This is a genomic window from candidate division KSB1 bacterium, from assembly GCA_016214895.1.
Classification (GTDB): domain Bacteria; phylum Electryoneota; class RPQS01; order RPQS01; family RPQS01; genus JACRMR01.
The window spans coordinates 233,989-250,447 of sequence record JACRMR010000008.1 but is presented as its reverse complement, the minus strand read 5'-3'; the positions used below and the strand labels follow the sequence as shown (position 1 = coordinate 250,447).

The window sequence follows — 16,459 nt, the reverse complement described above, 5'->3', positions numbered from 1 at the left end:
CGCTATCCATGCTTGACATTCGCCTTGTGCGTGAAAACCCCGATTTCGTCGCCGCCCGCCTTGCGCTCAAAGGCGAGCGCGAAATCGTCCCAAAGCTCCTCGAAGCAGACAGCCGTCGTCGCGCCCTCGTGGCCGAAACCGACGCCCTGAAAGAGCGCCGCAACGCGGTCACCCGTGACATTGCTCTGAAAGCCAAGGCCGGCGAGCTCATTGACGCCTTGAAGTCCGAAAGCCGCGAAATCGGCGAGCGGATCGCCAACGGCGACGATGGTCTGCGTGCCATAGAATCCGAGCTCCAGGCTCTCGCGATGCGCATCCCCAACCTGCCGCACGAATCGGTCCCTGCCGGCGAGTCCGCCGAACAGAACGTCGTGGTCCGCGACTGGGGAAGCGAGGTCAAGTTTGATTTCGCGCCCAAGGATCACCTTGCGCTCGCCGAGTCGCTGAAGATGCTCGACTTCCCCCGCGGCACCAAGATTACCGAACCGGGCTTCCCGGTTTACGTCGGTCCCGGCGCTATTCTCGAACGCGCGCTGATCAACTTCTTCCTCGATTCGCACCGCACGGCCGGCAAGTACACCGAAATCTCAACTCCGTTTGTCGTCAATCGCACCAGCCTCGAAGGCACCGCGCAACTGCCGAAATTTGAGGACCAGCTCTACCACTGCGAAATCGACGACTTGTTCCTGATTCCCACGGCTGAAGTCCCGATTACGAACTTCCATCGCGATGAGTTGCTGCCCGAAGCGCAACTCCCGATTCGTTATTGCGGATATTCACCCTGCTTCCGGCGTGAAGCGGGATCCTACGGCAAGGACACGCGCGGATTCCTCCGCGTCCATCAATTCAACAAAGTCGAGATGGTAAAGTTCGTCGTTCCGGAGACGTCCTACGATGAACTGGAATCCATGGTAACCGACGCAACGGCGTTGCTCGAAGCGCTGAACCTACGCTATCGCGTCCTGCTGCTGTGCACCGGCGACCTTTCGTTCGGCGCCGCGAAGTGTTACGATCTCGAGGTCTGGGCTCCCGCCGAAAAACGCTGGCTCGAGGTCTCCTCCTGCTCCAATTTCGAGTCCTTTCAGGCACGGCGCGCTAACATCCGCTTCCGTCGCAAGGAGTCCGGCAAACCGGAATACGTGCATACGCTAAACGGCTCCGGCCTCGCCACATCCCGCGTCATCGTCGCCATGCTTGAATCCTGTCAAAATGACGACGGAACCTTCACCGTTCCGGCCGCATTGAAGAAATATACCGGATTCGGATTGATTACGCCTGGTGGGGTGCAATAGGGTGGAGGGGCACCTCGCAGCCGTCATCCGCGAATTGCAGCATGTCGCGAGGGTGCTCGCCGCCGCCCACTGTCTCCCCGCCACGGACGGCAATTTCTCCGCCCGCCTCGATGCGACCCGAGTCGTCTTGACCCGCAAAGCGATCGAAAAACGGGAGCTGCGGCAGGACGACTTTGTGGTCAGTGGAGTCGACGATCCCGCGCCTGAGGGCGGATCGAGCGAATGGCGGTTGCACCAGACCCTGTATCGCGCTCGTCCCGAAATCGCCTGTGTACTGCATGCGCATGCGCCCGGCCTGACCGCGTTCGCGGTGGCGCGTCGCGTACCGGACGCAAGCCTGCTCGCGGAATCCGCGTTACTGCTCGGTCGTGTGGCGCTGGTGCCATTTGTCAGCCCGGGCACCGCAGCGCTCGGCGAGACACTGATCGCCACGGACCGTGATGCCGGCGTTTACATCCTCGCTAATCACGGTTCGGTCACGGTCGGCGGCACGATCACGGAAGCGCTGCACCGGATGGAACGCGCCGAATTCCTCGCCGTCGCCGAGATTCAGGCGACAATCCTTGGCCGGACCATGCCGCTCACAGAGACCCAGCTTGCCGAGCTGCGGACTGCTTCCCCGGGGCCGGGTAGCGCGAAGGCCTCGCCGCCTTCATGATTACGCTTGCAATCGAGTCGAGCTGCGACGAGAGCTCCTGCTCCATTCTATCGGATACCGATGTCCTGGCGACACGAACGGAGACCCAGTCCGTGCACGCCCAGTATGGCGGAGTGGTCCCCGAGCTCGCGGGACGGTCCCATCTGGAGTTGCTTCCCGTGCTCGCTCACGAAGCACTATGCGCGGCCGGCGTCAATCCAATTTCCGTAGATCTGTTCGCCGCTACACGCGGGCCCGGGTTGGTCGGCTCACTGCTCGTCGGTACGAACTTCTGCCGGGGTCTGGCCCTCGCGGCGAACAAGCCGTTTCGCGGAATCCATCATATCGAAGCGCATCTCTGGTCGCCTGAAATCGAACACGGTCAACTGCCGTTGCCGTTCCTCGGACTCGTTGCCAGTGGCGGTCACACGCTGCTGGTCGAAGTACTTGGACTGCGGGAATATCGCCTGCTCGGTTCCACCATCGACGATGCCGTTGGGGAAGCGTTCGACAAGGTCGGAAAGCTCGGCGGCCTGCCGTTTCCCGCCGGCGCGTCGCTTGATTCATTGGCCGAACAAGGCAATCCTCGACGCTTCAAGTTCGCCGTTCCGATGCAGGATAACTCATACGATTTCAGCTTCTCCGGTCTGAAGACCGCGTTCCTCTATGCCCTGCGCGATCTCGGTGGATCGCCGAGCGAGTCGGACTTCCGCGACTTGTTCGCCGCCTTCCGCGAAGCCGCCGTGCAGTCCATCGTTCTCAAGACCCGGCGCGCCATATCGACGCTCCAACCGCGCGCGCTCCTCTGCGCCGGCGGAGTAGCCGCGAACTCCCTCTTGCGAACCCGGCTATCGTCGAGCGCCAGCGCCTCCGCGATTCCATTCTACTACCCCGCTCTGCAATACTGCGGGGATAACGCCGCCATGATCGGGTACTTGGCCTACAAACTCGAACGCGCCGCCATGCCGGATGCGAACGACGCCGCGCTGCCGCGCTGGCCGCTTGACGCCGTCAACGTGACCACCATCCAATAAGTGTCAGCCCCCTCAATTCCACCCCTCTTGCTCTCCAATTTTCGGCTGACATTCGGGTCCAGCGTCTGGTTCTATGTCCTGCTCGCGATCGCCGCCGTCGCGCTGGCCGTCGTGGTCTATCGCTACACGCTCCCGCCGGTCGCTGCCGTGCGCCGCACCGTGCTTTGGCTCCTGCGCAGCCTCGCCCTCATCCTGATCTTGTTGATGCTCTTCGAACCGGTCTTGAGCTTCTTCCGCTCGGAGCGCCAGCGGCCGACCGTGGCCCTGCTGGTTGACAAGTCTGCTTCGATGGACGTGTCCGCGCTCGGCGACAACCGCTTGGCGACCACCAACGCCCTGCTGCGCTCACCAGAGTTGAAACACCTGGCCGAGCGTGTGCAGCTTCGAACGTTCAGCTTCGCCGATACCGCCACTGAGTGCCCGTTCGATTCGCTCCAGCGCTTGCCTGCGGCGGGCGTGGGAACCGACCTGGCGGGTGCTTGGCGCACAGCGCGGAAGGCCCTCGCCGCCGAAAACCTGGTTGGCATGATCATGCTCACCGATGGCTCTTACAATCTGGGCGCAAGTCCGGAACGTGAAGCCAGCTCGGCGGCCATACCGATTCACACGATCGGTCTCGGCGATACGAGTTCACGAAACGACGCGGTCATCGCCGACATCCTGACCAACGAACTCACCTACCTCCATTCGCGTGTTCCCGTGGACTTGCGTGTGCGCGCCAAAGGGCTCAAGTCCCGGTCCGCGCGCCTGCGGCTACTCGGACCGCAGGGTGCGCCGCTCGGGGAGGAGAATCTGCGGTTCACCGAGGACCAAACCGAGCTGACCGTCAGCATGGAGTTCGAAGCCGCTTCCGTCGGCGATCTCCGGGTTACCGCGGTGCTCGATAGCGTTCCCGGCGAAGTCACAGCCGACAATAACCGACGCTCGGTCATCATCACCGTGCTCGAAAACAAATCACGGGTCGTAATCCTGTCCGGTCCGCCCGCGCCCGACCTGACGATGCTTCGCCAGTCCCTCGAAATGGACTCCACCATCGAGCTGACTGCGTTCGTCGAGGCCGGACAGGGCAAATTCATCGACCGCAACGACGCGCCCACCGCCTCCGAACTGGAAGCGGCCAAGCTGATCATCCTCGCCAATTTCCCGACCCGGTTCACCTCCGAATCCACGCTCAACACCCTGCTCCGAGCGGCAACGGACCAGCGCATCCCCGTACTATTTCTCGCGGGCGGCCAAGTCGCCTCCGGCCGTTTGGCCCAGCTCAGAGAGCTGCTGCCGTTTGAGCTGACCAAGCAGTTGCCCTCCGCGGAGCGCGTCACGCTGCGCGAGTCCGGCACTCATCCCGCTCTCGCCAGCAAGAATCCACTGCCCGCGGAATGGTCCGCGCTTCCGCCCGCCTTCGGCGGGAACGGCAACTACCGCGTGGACGCCGGAGTGCAAGTCGTCGCCCGCTTGTCCCGCGCGGCGCTGGGAATCCCCGAAGACGAGCCGGCCGTGGCTTACTGGTGTTTTCCCGGTCGCCGCGGAGCCGCGATCTTCTGCTGGGGTACCCAACGCTGGAGGCTGCAGCTCGCGTCCGGCGGAAACGCGGCGACGTTCTATGATGAACTGATGTCGCGAACCGTCAAGTGGCTGATTGCCCCCGCCGAAGAACGACGGGTCATCATCAAGACCGCCAAAAAACTCTATTCCGGTGGAGAACGCGCGCGATTCATCGCGCAGGTCTATGGCTCGGACCTCCAGCCGCGCGACGACGCCACCATCGACCTTACCGCGACGTCAGGCGATCGCGCCGAGCGCGTTCCTATGCGAAGCCGCGGCAATGGCCGCTACGAGGGCGACTTGGTCCCCTGGGCGGAAGGCGAGTATCGGTTCAGCGGGCGGGCGCTCGCCGGAACGGACACGCTCGGTTCGGATGGCGGGATCTTCGGCGTCGAAGCATTCAATATCGAGCTCGTTGACCCGCGCGCGCGGTTTGATATACTAACAAGAGTAGCGGAACTCTCCAACGGCTCATTTGCGCCGGCGTCCGGTGCCGCGGCTCTGCTCAATGCAATTCAGCCGGAATCCCGCGTCGTGACCAGCAAGCGCGAAATCCCCTTGTGGAACAAGTCAACCATGCTCTGGATCGTCATCGCTCTGCTCGCCGCCGAATGGATGCTCCGCAAGCGCAGCGGAATGCTGTAAACTCATATCATCTATGCTGGACAAACTGCAAATTCTGAATGAGCGGCGGGCTCAGGCGCAGTTGGGCGGCGGCGAAGACCGCATTCTGGCCCAACACGCCAAAGGCAAGCTGACCGCGCGGGAGCGGATCCATATCCTGCTCGATCCCGGCTCGTTCGTTGAATTGGATGCGCTGGTCATGCATCACTCCCACGATTTCGGCCTCGACGAACAGCAAATCCTCGGCGACGGCGTCGTGACCGGTTTCGGACGCATTGACGGCCGGAATGTTTATTTGTTTTCGCAGGACTTCACCGCGTTCGGCGGTTCGCTCTCCGAAGCGCATGGCGAAAAGATCTGCAAGATCATGGATATGGCCATGAAGACGGGCGCGCCCGTGATCGGCCTGAACGACTCCGGCGGCGCCCGCGTGCAGGAAGGCGTCGTTTCGCTCGGCGCCTATGCCGAGATCTTCCTCCGCAACACGCTGGCGTCCGGCGTCGTCCCGCAAATCTCCGCGGTACTCGGACCCTGCGCCGGAGGTGCCGTGTACAGTCCCGCGATCACGGACTTTACCCTCATGGTCCGCAAAACAAGCTACATGTTTGTCACCGGACCCAAAGTCGTGAAGACCGTCACCCACGAGGATATTTCGAGCGAGGACCTCGGCGGCGCGGATACCCACGCGGGACGCTCCGGCGTCGCGCACTTCGCCAACGAGGATGAGGCCGACTGTCTGATGACGATTCGCCGCCTGGTCTCGTACATGCCGCAGAACAACCTCGAAGATCCACCGCGGCTGCCCGCGCCCGATCAGCCGATCCAGGACGAGTCCTTGCGCATGCTGATCCCGGACAATGCCAACAAGCCCTATGACATCAAGGACGTCATCACGCGCGTGGTGGACGCGGATTCCTTCCTCGAAGTGCATCGCGATTGGGCGCAGAATATCGTCGTGGGCTTCGCCCGCATCGGCGGCTACTCCGTTGGCATCGTCGCGAATCAGCCCGCGGTGCTGGCCGGTTGCCTCGACATCGACTCCTCACGCAAGGGCGCGCGCTTCGTGCGCTTCTGCGACGCGTTTAACATCCCGCTCATCGTCTTTGAAGATGTGCCCGGCTTCCTGCCCGGGACCGACCAGGAGTGGCGCGGCATCATCAGCAATGGCGCCAAACTGCTCTACGCGTTTTGTGAATCCACCGTCCCCAAAATCACCGTCATCACCCGTAAAGCCTACGGGGGTGCGTATGACGTCATGAATTCCAAGCACATCCGCGGCGACCTCAACTTCGCCTGGCCGTCCGCGGAAATCGCCGTCATGGGTGCCGCCGGTGCCGTCGAGATCATCTTTGCCCGCGAAATCAAGGCCGCCGCCGACCCCGGCAAGACCAAGGATGAAAAGGTCGCCGAATACACCGAGAAATTCGCGAATCCCTACTCCGCCGCCGCGCGCGGCTACGTCGATGAAGTGATCGACCCGGCCGACACGCGTTCGCGCCTGATCGCCGGATTGCAACTACTCGAGCACAAGGTCGATGCCAACCCGCGCAAAAAACACGGCAATATCCCGCTCTAATCCCGGATCACATCCGCTTCAACTCGGAGGATAGCCATGGCCAGAATTCTCGTAATCGATGACGACCCCGCCTACCGCGCGGTCTTGCGTGGGTTTATCGAGGACAAGGGCCACACGGTGCTCGAGGCGGACGGAGTCGATGTCGGTATGAACGTCTTCCTCCATGAGAAAATCGATCTCGTCATCTCCGACCTGATGATGCCCGTCAAGACCGGCATGGACCTCTTGCATGAGCTAAAGCGCGTCAATCCAAAAGTCCTGTTTGTCATGGTCACCGGCTACCCCGCCCTGGACACCGCCAAACAGGCCATCCGCGACGGGGCCTACGACTTTCTCATCAAACCCGTCGAGATGCACCAGCTTGCCATGGTCATGAATCGCGCGCTGGCGACGCTGGAACTGCGCAGCAACCTGACCACCGTTCGCGGAATTAATACGGCCTTGTTGATTTCGATTCCGGTCTGGATTCTATTGGGTATCCTCGTACGAATGCTGCTCACTCGATGAAGGGATCTGTCATGGCACGGCTTCTTGTTGGCCCCTCCGCGCGCTTGCTGTGGCTGTCGCGGCTGCTGTGGTTGGGACTTGTGGTGCTCGCTCTTACCGGCAACTCCTGTCGCAAGAAAAGCACGGGCAACGACGACTCGACCGGTGTCCCCATCGGCGAATGGTCGATTCGACTGATTCACGGCCAGGCCCTGGTGCGCGGGACCAACGACACGATCACGGTACGCGTCTATGGCACCGACGGCGCGGCCAAGAGCGGAATCCTCGTCGCGTGTGTGGCGGCAACCGGACCCTTCGTCACCCCGAACGTGACCACTCGCCTCGATACCAACTTCGCCTGGTGGGGCTCCACGCCGGCGGTTTTCTATTGGGGCGACGGCGATGCCGATAACCACGAGACCATCAATGCGTGGGCGATTCAGACCGGCAGCGGTGACACGCTCGCGCACACCCAGCAGTCATACAAAGTAATCGGCGGCTGATTACCCGCCGGTTCCAGCGTGAGCAAGACCCGCGGCGAATCTCGCCGCGGGTCTTTTTCTCAAATCCGCCAAACGGTGCGTCCCCGCGCCGCCGCAATCTCTCACTCCGCCCCGAATACTCGCTCGTACGTCTCCTGATACTTATCCTTCCCGCAAGCGAGCAGGAACACCCTCGGCCACAGGCGCGATGCTTGATCCATCATCTGCTGCCCCAATTCCCGAATCTCCCACTGCGCATGGGCATCGCAACGCAGACGCGAAAAATGATAGAGCTCCCGGGCGTTTGCCTGCATCACAACGCGTTTGCGGTGAGCATTGGTCAGCAAGTATGAAGCCAGGAGCGGGGCATGCGCCGCGACGCGACGTGCCGCCTGCAAGGCCTGTCCTGCGGCGCCGAGGAATTCCGCGTCCAATCTGGCTTCGCGGATGCTCGGCGGCAAGACGATCCCGGCGTCCAGCTCGTAGGCTTGGTGCAGCAGCGTCATCATGCGATGTCGCTTGAGTTGTGCGAAGCACGATGCGCTGACCTCAGCTTCAAATGTGATACTCGCCAACTCAAACTCCCGGAGCGCCGGATCGTGCGCTCCCATCGAGCGAAATACCTCAAGCCAAACCGCCGCGTCGGCTGCATCGGGCAATTCATGCGGCCAGGCCCCATGGCCACTCGTAAACCGGATGCCCGCCAGGATCCGGCTCTCCGCGTCCGGTGTATGTGAGATGATCCGAACTCGCGGTCCGCTGAACACGTCGAGTGGACCACTCTGCTTCGCAGCCGTGCCGCGCGAACTTTGGCTCAGCCGTTCCCGGTTCCGGCGCGGGTAGTCACCCCGCACCGTGTATTTGACCAGTGACGGAGCCAACGGCCCCACCGCATTTGCGATCGCCCTTCCCAAGTCACGCAACTCCTGCAATGGATGATCCGAAAGCTCGCAGACCACATGCTCAACGTTGCGCGCATTCATGGTCATTCCCATTTGCGTCGCGCACGCCAGCGGCAACAGATAGCGCGTGTCTTCCTTTGCCCGCGTCTCCAGATCTCGAATCTGGCCCCGACTCGCGTCCGGTGCCGCCTGCGAAACGTAGCGCTCGGATAGCGTCGTGGTCAGCCGGTCATACGTGCGGAACAACTCCGGCATTGCGGCGATGAATTCGCGCGCCACATCGCTGTCCACGGCTTCCGGCGGCAGCACGTACTCGCTGCCGATCGTAATATAGCGCTGCGACTTCTCCGTAAAACTCGCCAGCCGATGCGATTGCAACTCCTCCGAGGCCAACCGGGAGATCCCCGAAACGTCGAAATTGAAGCAAGCGTGCTCCGCCACAGAGGCATGTCCAAGCCCGAAGATTATGGTCTCATTCGATTTCCGGGCACGAGCCACCCCGAACCGCGCTGACTGCCGGAGCTCGCTAACGTGGCTGGGGTCGCGACTGATCCTCGCATAAGCCGCCGAAATCGTCTCCGGCGTGAACGAATCTACCGACAACCGCTCGCGAGCCATCGCCCCCAGCTGCTCCACGAGCGCCCGGGGGTCGCCTCCTGAGCCTGAACCCGGTGACGGCGCCTCACGGATAACCTGCTGTATGGTTTCTACAACATCAGCCAACAGGTCAGCATCTATGTTGAATCCTGCCAGTCTTACGAACAGTGCCATCGGTCGGTAAGTTATGATTCCTTAATGAGATTCATCTGCCAGTCGGAAGAATCCCGCCATTTCAAGTAGAACCTGTAATATAGCAAATTCCCGGCATTCTCAAGCGGGGAACCCTGATAATTCAGCCCTCCGCCCGAGCCGCCGTAAGGAACTAATCGGGCAAGAGTTGCGTTTTTGACCTGAACCTGCTATATTTAGACTCCTAACGGTCGAGAGACCACTTCAATTCGGTCACTGTGGATTACCACTGGCTGCGTTGTAGCTTTGGTAAATGGCCCCCCACGTTTATCAAGCTCCGCTTGGCCAGTGGTTTATTTTTCTGTCGGATCGCTTCAATCGCCGGGGTGGTGGAACTGGTAGACGCAGCAGACTCAAAATCTGCCGGAGCTTTGGCTCCGTGCCGGTTCGATTCCGGCCCTCGGCACCGTCCAACAGCGTACAGCCTCGCATCGATGCGAGGCTGTCTCGTGTTCTGAAGCTTTCCACGCCCCCTCCAGGCCGGGTTCCGGTTCGCCGTTGCCTCCGCCTCAATTCTCAGGTGAGGCGGGGATGTCTGCTCCGGTTGACGTTCCCGCGTTCGCCGCAGTCTGCCGGACGGCCCGCAGCACGACGAACAACAACCCTGCCAGGATCGCCAGGGCGCCAAGCAGCAGCCAACTGAACATCAACATCGGACCTTGCTGAGTCTGGCTCGGCAGTCCGCGCAGGTCAAAGTCCGCCCCGAACGATGTGATTCGGATCAGCTCCCGACCAGAAACCATGCCCACCAGCGTCCAGGCCAAGAGCACGGACGCGATTCGCTGCCACTGCCGTTGCTGCGGAATAAAATTGGCAACGATCAGGACCACGAGCAAAATCAGCCCGGCCGCTACGCCGCTGATCCAAACGATGCTGGCGAATCCGCCGCTAAACAACTTGTCCCAATACACCGGCTCCAGCGAGAGTAAGTACCAGATTCCGATCACCACCTGACCGGCCGTGGCTCCGGCGGCGATCAGCAACCCCTGCCGCCGCAGCTTGTCGAGTTCACCGGCATCCGCAACGAGCCGCGAGCGCCATCCCGCGATCCAGACCATCCAGAACCCGGTGATGGCCATGGCTCCGAGTAGATAGTGCAGCGAGCGGGGCAGCAACGTTCTGGCCTTGAGCACCAGCGACGCGTTCGTCTGATAATCCGGCCAACTCGCCTCCGTCGTCGTCACAAAGTAGTTCGCGATCATCGTCAGTCCGATGCCAACGACGAGCAACCCGACCGCCAATGAGAGCAGCCCGGGCCAAATCGCATGCACCCGCTCATTCTCAATCCACAGCTTGACGAGATACACGCCATAGAAGCTCGCCAACAACAATCCGATGACGCCCAACCAGGCCGAACCGATCAAGATGTTCGCCGTGAAGAACTTGCCGGGAAACAGCACCTGCACAAATAGCAGACAGGCCACTCCGAGATTGATCGCGAAGGTGTACGCGACGGGCAACGCCGCCGACATCCAACGCGCCCGCAAGCGGCCCCGGTTGCCCTTCGCAATCAGAAACCAGGCGATCACAAACGGCGCGATCAACACGTAGTTCATGAACAACACGTGCAGGATAAACAGCAGCCCGAGCAAATGATCGAGCAGGAACGCAGAAGCCGGTACCGCCGGGAATCCGGTCATGGAGTTTCCTCCGTGTCCACGCTGTCCAATTCAAGTTCGAGACTGTCGGTCGCTACGGCACACCCTTGTCGGTCGGTGAGTGTCATCAAGTACGTCGCGAGCGCCAACTGCTCGGATTCCGTGCCGATAAACGGCGGCATGAACCCCTTCAGCAAGTCGAGATGGTCCAGCGCCGACATCACCAACGGTCGGTTCCAGGTCTTGATGAGCGGGACCATCGCGTTGTAACCCTCGATCTGATGACACCGTAAGCATTGCAGCTTGTAGATCGCTTCCCCCCGCGCCGACTCGCTTCCGCCCAGTGCGGAGTCCGGTTGCACCCAGCGCGAGTTGGCCAATATCCCCTCCTGATTGAACTTCGCCACGTCCGCCAGCAGAATACCGTTCGAGTATATGATGTCCCGGATCACATACGGCTTGCGAATCCCCTCCCGCACAAATTCCATCGACGCCGTGGCCATGAACGCGATCACGGCGAGTAGAACCGCCGTCTCAAAATTAATATCCCGCGCCTTTCGCAACACCCCGAAATACGCGTACACGCCGGCCAAAAACGATAAAATTGCGCCGAACACGAAGATAAAGCTCATCGCGATCGCGCCGCCCAGCGCCAGATCGCGCGACGCCGCGGGGATCGTCGAAAAATACCAGACGGCCAACAGCGGCATGAACGCCATGCTGAGCAGGAAATACGCGCCCCACTTCACGATCCGCGTGCGCTCCGCCGCGGCATACCGCTTCGTGCGCGCCGCCACCAGGGCCACAAAGATCCCCGCCAAGGACAGTGCCGAAACCAGACGCAGGAACAGCGACGGCCAGAACGACGGATTCAGCCACGCGTCGAATACGGCCCCGGTCTGCAACCAATCGCCCGGCGTCAGCATGAACGTCAAGATTCCATTGATCATCACGAGCGACATAAACGCACTGCCCGCGTAGATCCAGCCCACCGCTTCGTGCAGGACCGGCGATAGTCGATCCCATGTATAGTAGTAAACGTAGCCGCTGGCCAACTCGACGACAAAGAACACCCATTCGATCGCCCAGATCCAGAAGAACACGCGAATCAAGTAGGTCGTCGCCTCCGGTGACACCAGACCGATCGTGAACCAGATCCCGACCCCGGTGATCGCGCCCGCCACAAACGAGAGGTAGATCAGGAATCGCGAGTTCTCGCGCACGAACCCCAACAAGGTCGCGTCCGCCGTCACTCGAGCCCGGCGCTCCGTCAGCACGTTGAAGATCCCCGCGCCCACCGCAAAATGCGCGATGATCACGTGCACAATGGCGATCCCGGCAATCGCCAAGGCGCCGCCAGCCACCGGCAAATCCCAAATCGGATAGTACAATAGACGAACTCCTCAAATTGCGCTATCGCAATTAAGTGATTCTATTCACAATGTCAAGTCTCTCGGCGCTCAAGCGGTTCCTCACTCCTGCGGGTTTGATCGGCTTCATCTCCGGATCCCTTGACTTTTCGCCCGTAATTGCTTAAACTGCACTGATATGGAAAGCTATTTGTCCGCCGGAGTCGATCTCCATCGAGCCCAATCCGCCAAGGCCCGGATCGCCGCCGCGGCCCGCACCACGTTCACTCCCGGAGTCGTCAGCGACGTTGGCCATTTCGGCGGCTGCTTTGCCCTCGCCGACGGACCCGATGCCGATGTGCTCGTTGCATCCACCGACGGCGTCGGTACAAAACTCCTGCTCGGCGTAAAGCTCGGAATGATCAACGGACTTGGTCGCGATCTCGTTCAGCACAGCGTCAACGATATCCTCATGTGCGGCGCGCGGCCACTCTTCTTTCTCGACTACCTCGCCTTCGGACGGATGGACCCCGACACCGCCGCGACCCTCGCTGAAAGTCTGGCCGCGGCCTGCCGCGATCACGGCCTCGCCCTGATCGGTGGCGAAACCGCCGAGATGCCCGGATTGTACGCCCCCGGGGACTTTGACCTCGCCGGAACCATCGTCGGCCGCGTGCGCCGCGATCAGATGCTCGATGGCCGAAATGTCAAAGCGGGCGATGTGCTGCTCGGTCTGGCCGCAAACGGCCCGCACACGAATGGCTATTCGCTGATTCGCAAGGTCTTCGCCGACTGGATCGCGAGCGGAGAATTACAGCAATACCGACTCAACGATTCCCGCTTCCTCGCCGCGGCCCTGATGGAGCCACACCGCTGTTACCTGCCGTCGCTGGGCAAGCTCATCGGCCATCCCGAACTGCATGCCCTGAGTCATATCACCGGCGGCGGTATCGTCGAAAATACCGAGCGCGTGATTCCCAAGTCCCTGCACCTGCATGTTGACTGGAGCAGTTGGCCCCGGCCGGAACTATTTGAACTCATTCAATCTCACGGGCAGGTCCCGGAGCCGGAAATGCGACAGGTCTTCAATCTCGGAATCGGCGCCATCGCCATCGTCGATGTCGCGGCCGCGCCGGAGCTGGCCGCGATGCTCGAAAATGCCGGTGAGCGCGTTTACACCATGGGGCGAATCGAGCATTGAATCTTATCTGGGCGGCGCTGATCGGATACGTTGTCGGCGGAATTCCCACCGGGATCTGGATCACTCGGGCCGTCAAGGGTATGGATCCGCGAGCCGCCGGCTCCGGCGGTTCGGGAGCCACCAATGTCTCCCGTGTACTGGGCCGCAAATGGGCCGTCATCGTGCTCGTACTCGACACGCTCAAAGGACTTGTGCCGACGCTGGCTGTCACCCAGTTCTTTCCCGCAACCGATCAACCCCTGGCGGGTGTCATCGTGGGCGCCGCCGCCGTGCTGGGCCATGTGTTCACCCCCTTCGCCGGTTTTCGCGGAGGTAAAGGTGTGGCCACGAGTGCCGGCGTGATGCTCGCGATCGACCCCACGTCGCTCGGCCTCGCCGCACTCGTCTGGGCCGTCTTCTTCGCCGCGATGCGCATCGTCTCCGTCGCCTCGCTGGCAGCGGTTATTTCGCTCCCGCTGATCATCTGGTTCGCCGGCGACGCGTCGCCCGTCGTGATTCTGTTTTCCGCCGCGCTGGGTTTGTTCATCATCTTCACCCATCGCGGAAACATCCAACGATTGCTGGCGCGCAAAGAGCGCCCGATTGTGTAGCCGCGCATGAAAGCGACGATTCTCGGAGCCGGAAATTGGGGGACCACCCTCGCCGTCCTCTTCGCGCGGCAGGGTCACGAGATCACGCTCTATTCCAACGAGCCGTCCGTCGTGCGCGACGTCACCACGAACCGCGTCAATGCGCGCTACCTCCCCGACGTCGAAATTCCTTCCGGAGTCCGCGCGACCTCGGACCGGGATTGCCTCGCATCCGTGGAGCTCTGCTTCCTCGCCGTTCCGGTTCAACACCTACGCGGCGCACTGGGTCAGCTACGCCCGGCGCGATATCCCCGGTCCGCGATCTCGTTGTCAAAGGGCATCGAGCAGAAAACCCTCGCCCGGGTCTCGCAGATTATCGAGCAGGCGTGGGAAGGCTTTTCGCTGGAACATTTCGCGGCGCTCTCTGGCCCGACTCTTGCCGGAGAAATCGCCGCGGGCATGCCCGCGACTGCCGTCGTCGCTTCGACAAACCCGGCCACCGCCGAACGCGTCCAAGCGGAATGCTCCGGACCGCAATTCAGGCTCTATTCCAGCGACGACCTGATCGGCGTCGAACTCGCCGGAGCACTAAAAAACGTGATTGCCCTCGCGGCCGGCGTCTCCTCCGGACTCGGCCTCGGCCAAAACGCCATCGGCGCGTTGATCACGCGCGGCCTTGCCGAAATGACTCGCCTCGGCGAGACGCTGGGCGGCAAACGCGCCACCTTCGCCGGGCTGGCCGGGATGGGGGATCTGGTTACGACCTGCTCCTCACCGCTGAGCCGCAATCGGACCGTCGGCGAGCGCATCGGCCGCGGCGAATCCCTCGACCAGGTGCTCGCCTCCATGACACAGGTCGCCGAGGGCGTTTGGACCGCCCGCGCCGCCCTCGAATTGGCCGCCCAACACCGCATCGAAATGCCCATCACTACCGCGGTTTCCGAAATCCTCTTTGCGGGCAAAGATGCGCGTCTCGCCCTTCGTGAACTCATGATGCGGTCCCTGAAGAGCGAAAATTGACTTGACTCACCCTCGAATCTACATATCATGAACGCTGATCCGGCTATTACCAAGCTCCCGCAGGTCTATGTTGAGGACCTGTCTCACCACGTCGGCCAGATCGTCACGGTCAAGGGCTGGCTCTATCACATGCGCTCGTCCGGCAAGATCCGCTTCGTCGTGCTGCGCGACGGCACCGGCATCGTCCAGTGCGTCGCGTCGCTGGCCGATGTCGGCGAACAGGTGCTCGCCGAGATCGATGCGCTCACCCAGGAATCTTCGCTGCTGGTCACCGGTTCCGTCCGCGCCGATGCGCGAGCGCCCGGCGGACACGAACTCACCATCGCGAGCCTGATCGTTGTCGCCCTCGCCGAGGAATACCCGATCACGCCCAAAGAGCACGGCACGGCCTTCCTGATGGATCATCGCCACCTGTGGATTCGCAGCAAACGTCAGCATGCCATTCTCCGCATCCGCCATACCATCGTCAAGGCGATCCGCGACTTCTTCGATGCGCGCGGCTTTACGCTCTTCGATCCGCCCATCTTCACTCCGGCCGCCTGCGAGGGTACGTCAACCCTCTTCGAGACCGACTACTTCGGCGAACCCGCTTACCTGACGCAATCCGGACAGCTCTACGGCGAAGCCGGCGCCATGGCCTTCGGCAAAATTTACACGTTCGGCCCAACCTTCCGCGCCGAAAAATCCAAGACGCGCCGCCACCTCACCGAATTCTGGATGATCGAGCCGGAAGTCGCCTATCTGGATCTCGACGGCGATATGTCCCTCGCCGAGGAGATGATCGAGTTCATCGTGGCGCGCGTACTCGAAACCCGGCCGGAAGAGCTGAAGGTTATCGAGCGCGATACGGCCATCCTCGAAAAGATCCGCCGTCCGTTCCCGCGGATCACCTATTCCGAAGGAATCGAAATCCTGCGCCGGAACGGTCACGAAATCGAGTGGGGTGGAGACATCGGCGCGGACGAAGAGACCACAATTTCCAATCAGTTCGATCGCCCCGTCATGATGCACCACTTCCCGTCGGCGATCAAAGCCTTCTACATGAAGCGCGATCCGCAGGATGACAAACTGGCGCTCGGCTTCGACATGCTCGCCAGCGAGGGCAAAGGCGAGATCATCGGCGGCGGTGTCCGTGAAGATAGCTGCGATACGCTGATCGCCCGCATCAAACATGAAAACCTCCCGCAAGATGCCTACGATTGGTATCTTGATCTGCGCCGATTCGGCAGCGTACCCCACGCCGGATTCGGCCTGGGACTCGAGCGCACGGTCGCCTGGATCTGCGCCCTCCCGCACGTTCGTGAAACGATTCCTTTCCCGCGGATGATGTCGCGCCTGAAACCCTGAGCAGGGCCTCC

14 protein-coding genes and 1 tRNA gene are annotated in these 16,459 nt (G+C 61.6%); 12 read left to right on the top strand and 3 right to left on the bottom strand.

The window, feature by feature from the left end; all coding sequences use genetic code 11:
- Positions 1–8 precede the first annotated feature (8 nt).
- Genes serS through HZB60_05735 form a run of 7 tightly spaced genes read left to right on the top strand, consistent with a single transcriptional unit; the run spans position 9 to position 7,694 of the window.
- A complete protein-coding gene (serS, locus tag HZB60_05765) occupies positions 9–1,292 on the top strand; it encodes a serine--tRNA ligase (protein MBI5059272.1) in 1,284 nt (427 codons plus the stop codon).
- Positions 1,279–1,950, top strand: coding sequence for a class II aldolase/adducin family protein (locus HZB60_05760; protein MBI5059271.1), 672 nt, complete (start codon positions 1,279–1,281; stop codon positions 1,948–1,950). Before serS ends, HZB60_05760 begins: the two co-directional genes overlap by 14 nt.
- Complete coding sequence (gene tsaD / locus HZB60_05755) at positions 1,947–2,963, top strand: tRNA (adenosine(37)-N6)-threonylcarbamoyltransferase complex transferase subunit TsaD (GenBank protein MBI5059270.1); 1,017 nt, start codon at positions 1,947–1,949, stop codon at positions 2,961–2,963. Before HZB60_05760 ends, tsaD begins: the two co-directional genes overlap by 4 nt.
- A 27-nt stretch (positions 2,964–2,990) precedes the next feature.
- Positions 2,991–5,150 carry a VWA domain-containing protein gene (locus HZB60_05750; GenBank protein ID MBI5059269.1) on the top strand — a complete coding sequence of 720 codons (2,160 nt, stop codon included), beginning with the start codon at positions 2,991–2,993 and terminating at the stop codon, positions 5,148–5,150.
- Between the two features lie 13 nt (positions 5,151–5,163).
- On the top strand, positions 5,164–6,705 hold the full coding sequence (locus HZB60_05745; protein MBI5059268.1) for an acyl-CoA carboxylase subunit beta: 1,542 nt from the start codon (positions 5,164–5,166) through the stop codon (positions 6,703–6,705).
- Positions 6,706–6,741: 36 nt separating this feature from the next.
- Complete coding sequence (locus HZB60_05740; protein MBI5059267.1) at positions 6,742–7,212, top strand: response regulator; 471 nt, start codon at positions 6,742–6,744, stop codon at positions 7,210–7,212.
- An 11-nt stretch (positions 7,213–7,223) separates the two neighbouring features.
- Complete coding sequence (locus tag HZB60_05735; GenBank protein ID MBI5059266.1) at positions 7,224–7,694, top strand: hypothetical protein; 471 nt, start codon at positions 7,224–7,226, stop codon at positions 7,692–7,694.
- 101 nt (positions 7,695–7,795) lie between these two features.
- Here the strand turns inward: HZB60_05735 and HZB60_05730 are convergent, their stop codons facing one another.
- On the bottom strand, positions 7,796–9,346 hold the full coding sequence (locus HZB60_05730; GenBank protein ID MBI5059265.1) for an FAD-dependent thymidylate synthase: 1,551 nt from the start codon (positions 9,344–9,346) through the stop codon (positions 7,796–7,798).
- A gap of 338 nt (positions 9,347–9,684) precedes the next feature.
- Here HZB60_05730 and HZB60_05725 point away from each other — a divergent pair.
- A tRNA-Leu gene (locus HZB60_05725) sits at positions 9,685–9,770 on the top strand.
- Positions 9,771–9,873: 103 nt separating this feature from the next.
- Here HZB60_05725 and HZB60_05720 read toward each other — a convergent pair.
- The gene (locus HZB60_05720) at positions 9,874–11,004 is read right to left on the bottom strand and encodes a hypothetical protein (GenBank protein ID MBI5059264.1); all 1,131 of its coding nucleotides are present in this window, start codon (positions 11,002–11,004) and stop codon (positions 9,874–9,876) included.
- On the bottom strand, positions 11,001–12,353 hold the full coding sequence (locus HZB60_05715; protein ID MBI5059263.1) for a cytochrome ubiquinol oxidase subunit I: 1,353 nt from the start codon (positions 12,351–12,353) through the stop codon (positions 11,001–11,003). The genes HZB60_05720 and HZB60_05715 overlap by 4 nt, the downstream gene beginning before the upstream one ends.
- A 157-nt stretch (positions 12,354–12,510) precedes the next feature.
- Between HZB60_05715 and HZB60_05710 the strand changes: the two genes are divergently transcribed.
- The 4 genes from HZB60_05710 to asnS are packed head-to-tail and all read left to right on the top strand — an operon-like array spanning position 12,511 to position 16,448.
- The gene (locus HZB60_05710) at positions 12,511–13,512 is read left to right on the top strand and encodes a phosphoribosylformylglycinamidine cyclo-ligase (protein MBI5059262.1); all 1,002 of its coding nucleotides are present in this window, start codon (positions 12,511–12,513) and stop codon (positions 13,510–13,512) included.
- Positions 13,509–14,102 carry a glycerol-3-phosphate 1-O-acyltransferase PlsY gene (gene plsY, locus HZB60_05705; GenBank protein ID MBI5059261.1) on the top strand — a complete coding sequence of 198 codons (594 nt, stop codon included), beginning with the start codon at positions 13,509–13,511 and terminating at the stop codon, positions 14,100–14,102. The genes HZB60_05710 and plsY overlap by 4 nt, the downstream gene beginning before the upstream one ends.
- A 6-nt stretch (positions 14,103–14,108) precedes the next feature.
- Positions 14,109–15,101 carry an NAD(P)-dependent glycerol-3-phosphate dehydrogenase gene (locus HZB60_05700; protein ID MBI5059260.1) on the top strand — a complete coding sequence of 331 codons (993 nt, stop codon included), beginning with the start codon at positions 14,109–14,111 and terminating at the stop codon, positions 15,099–15,101.
- 27 nt (positions 15,102–15,128) lie between these two features.
- Entirely contained in the window at positions 15,129–16,448 is a 1,320-nt protein-coding gene (asnS, locus tag HZB60_05695) for an asparagine--tRNA ligase (GenBank protein ID MBI5059259.1), read from the top strand.
- Positions 16,449–16,459: the final 11 nt, after the last annotated feature.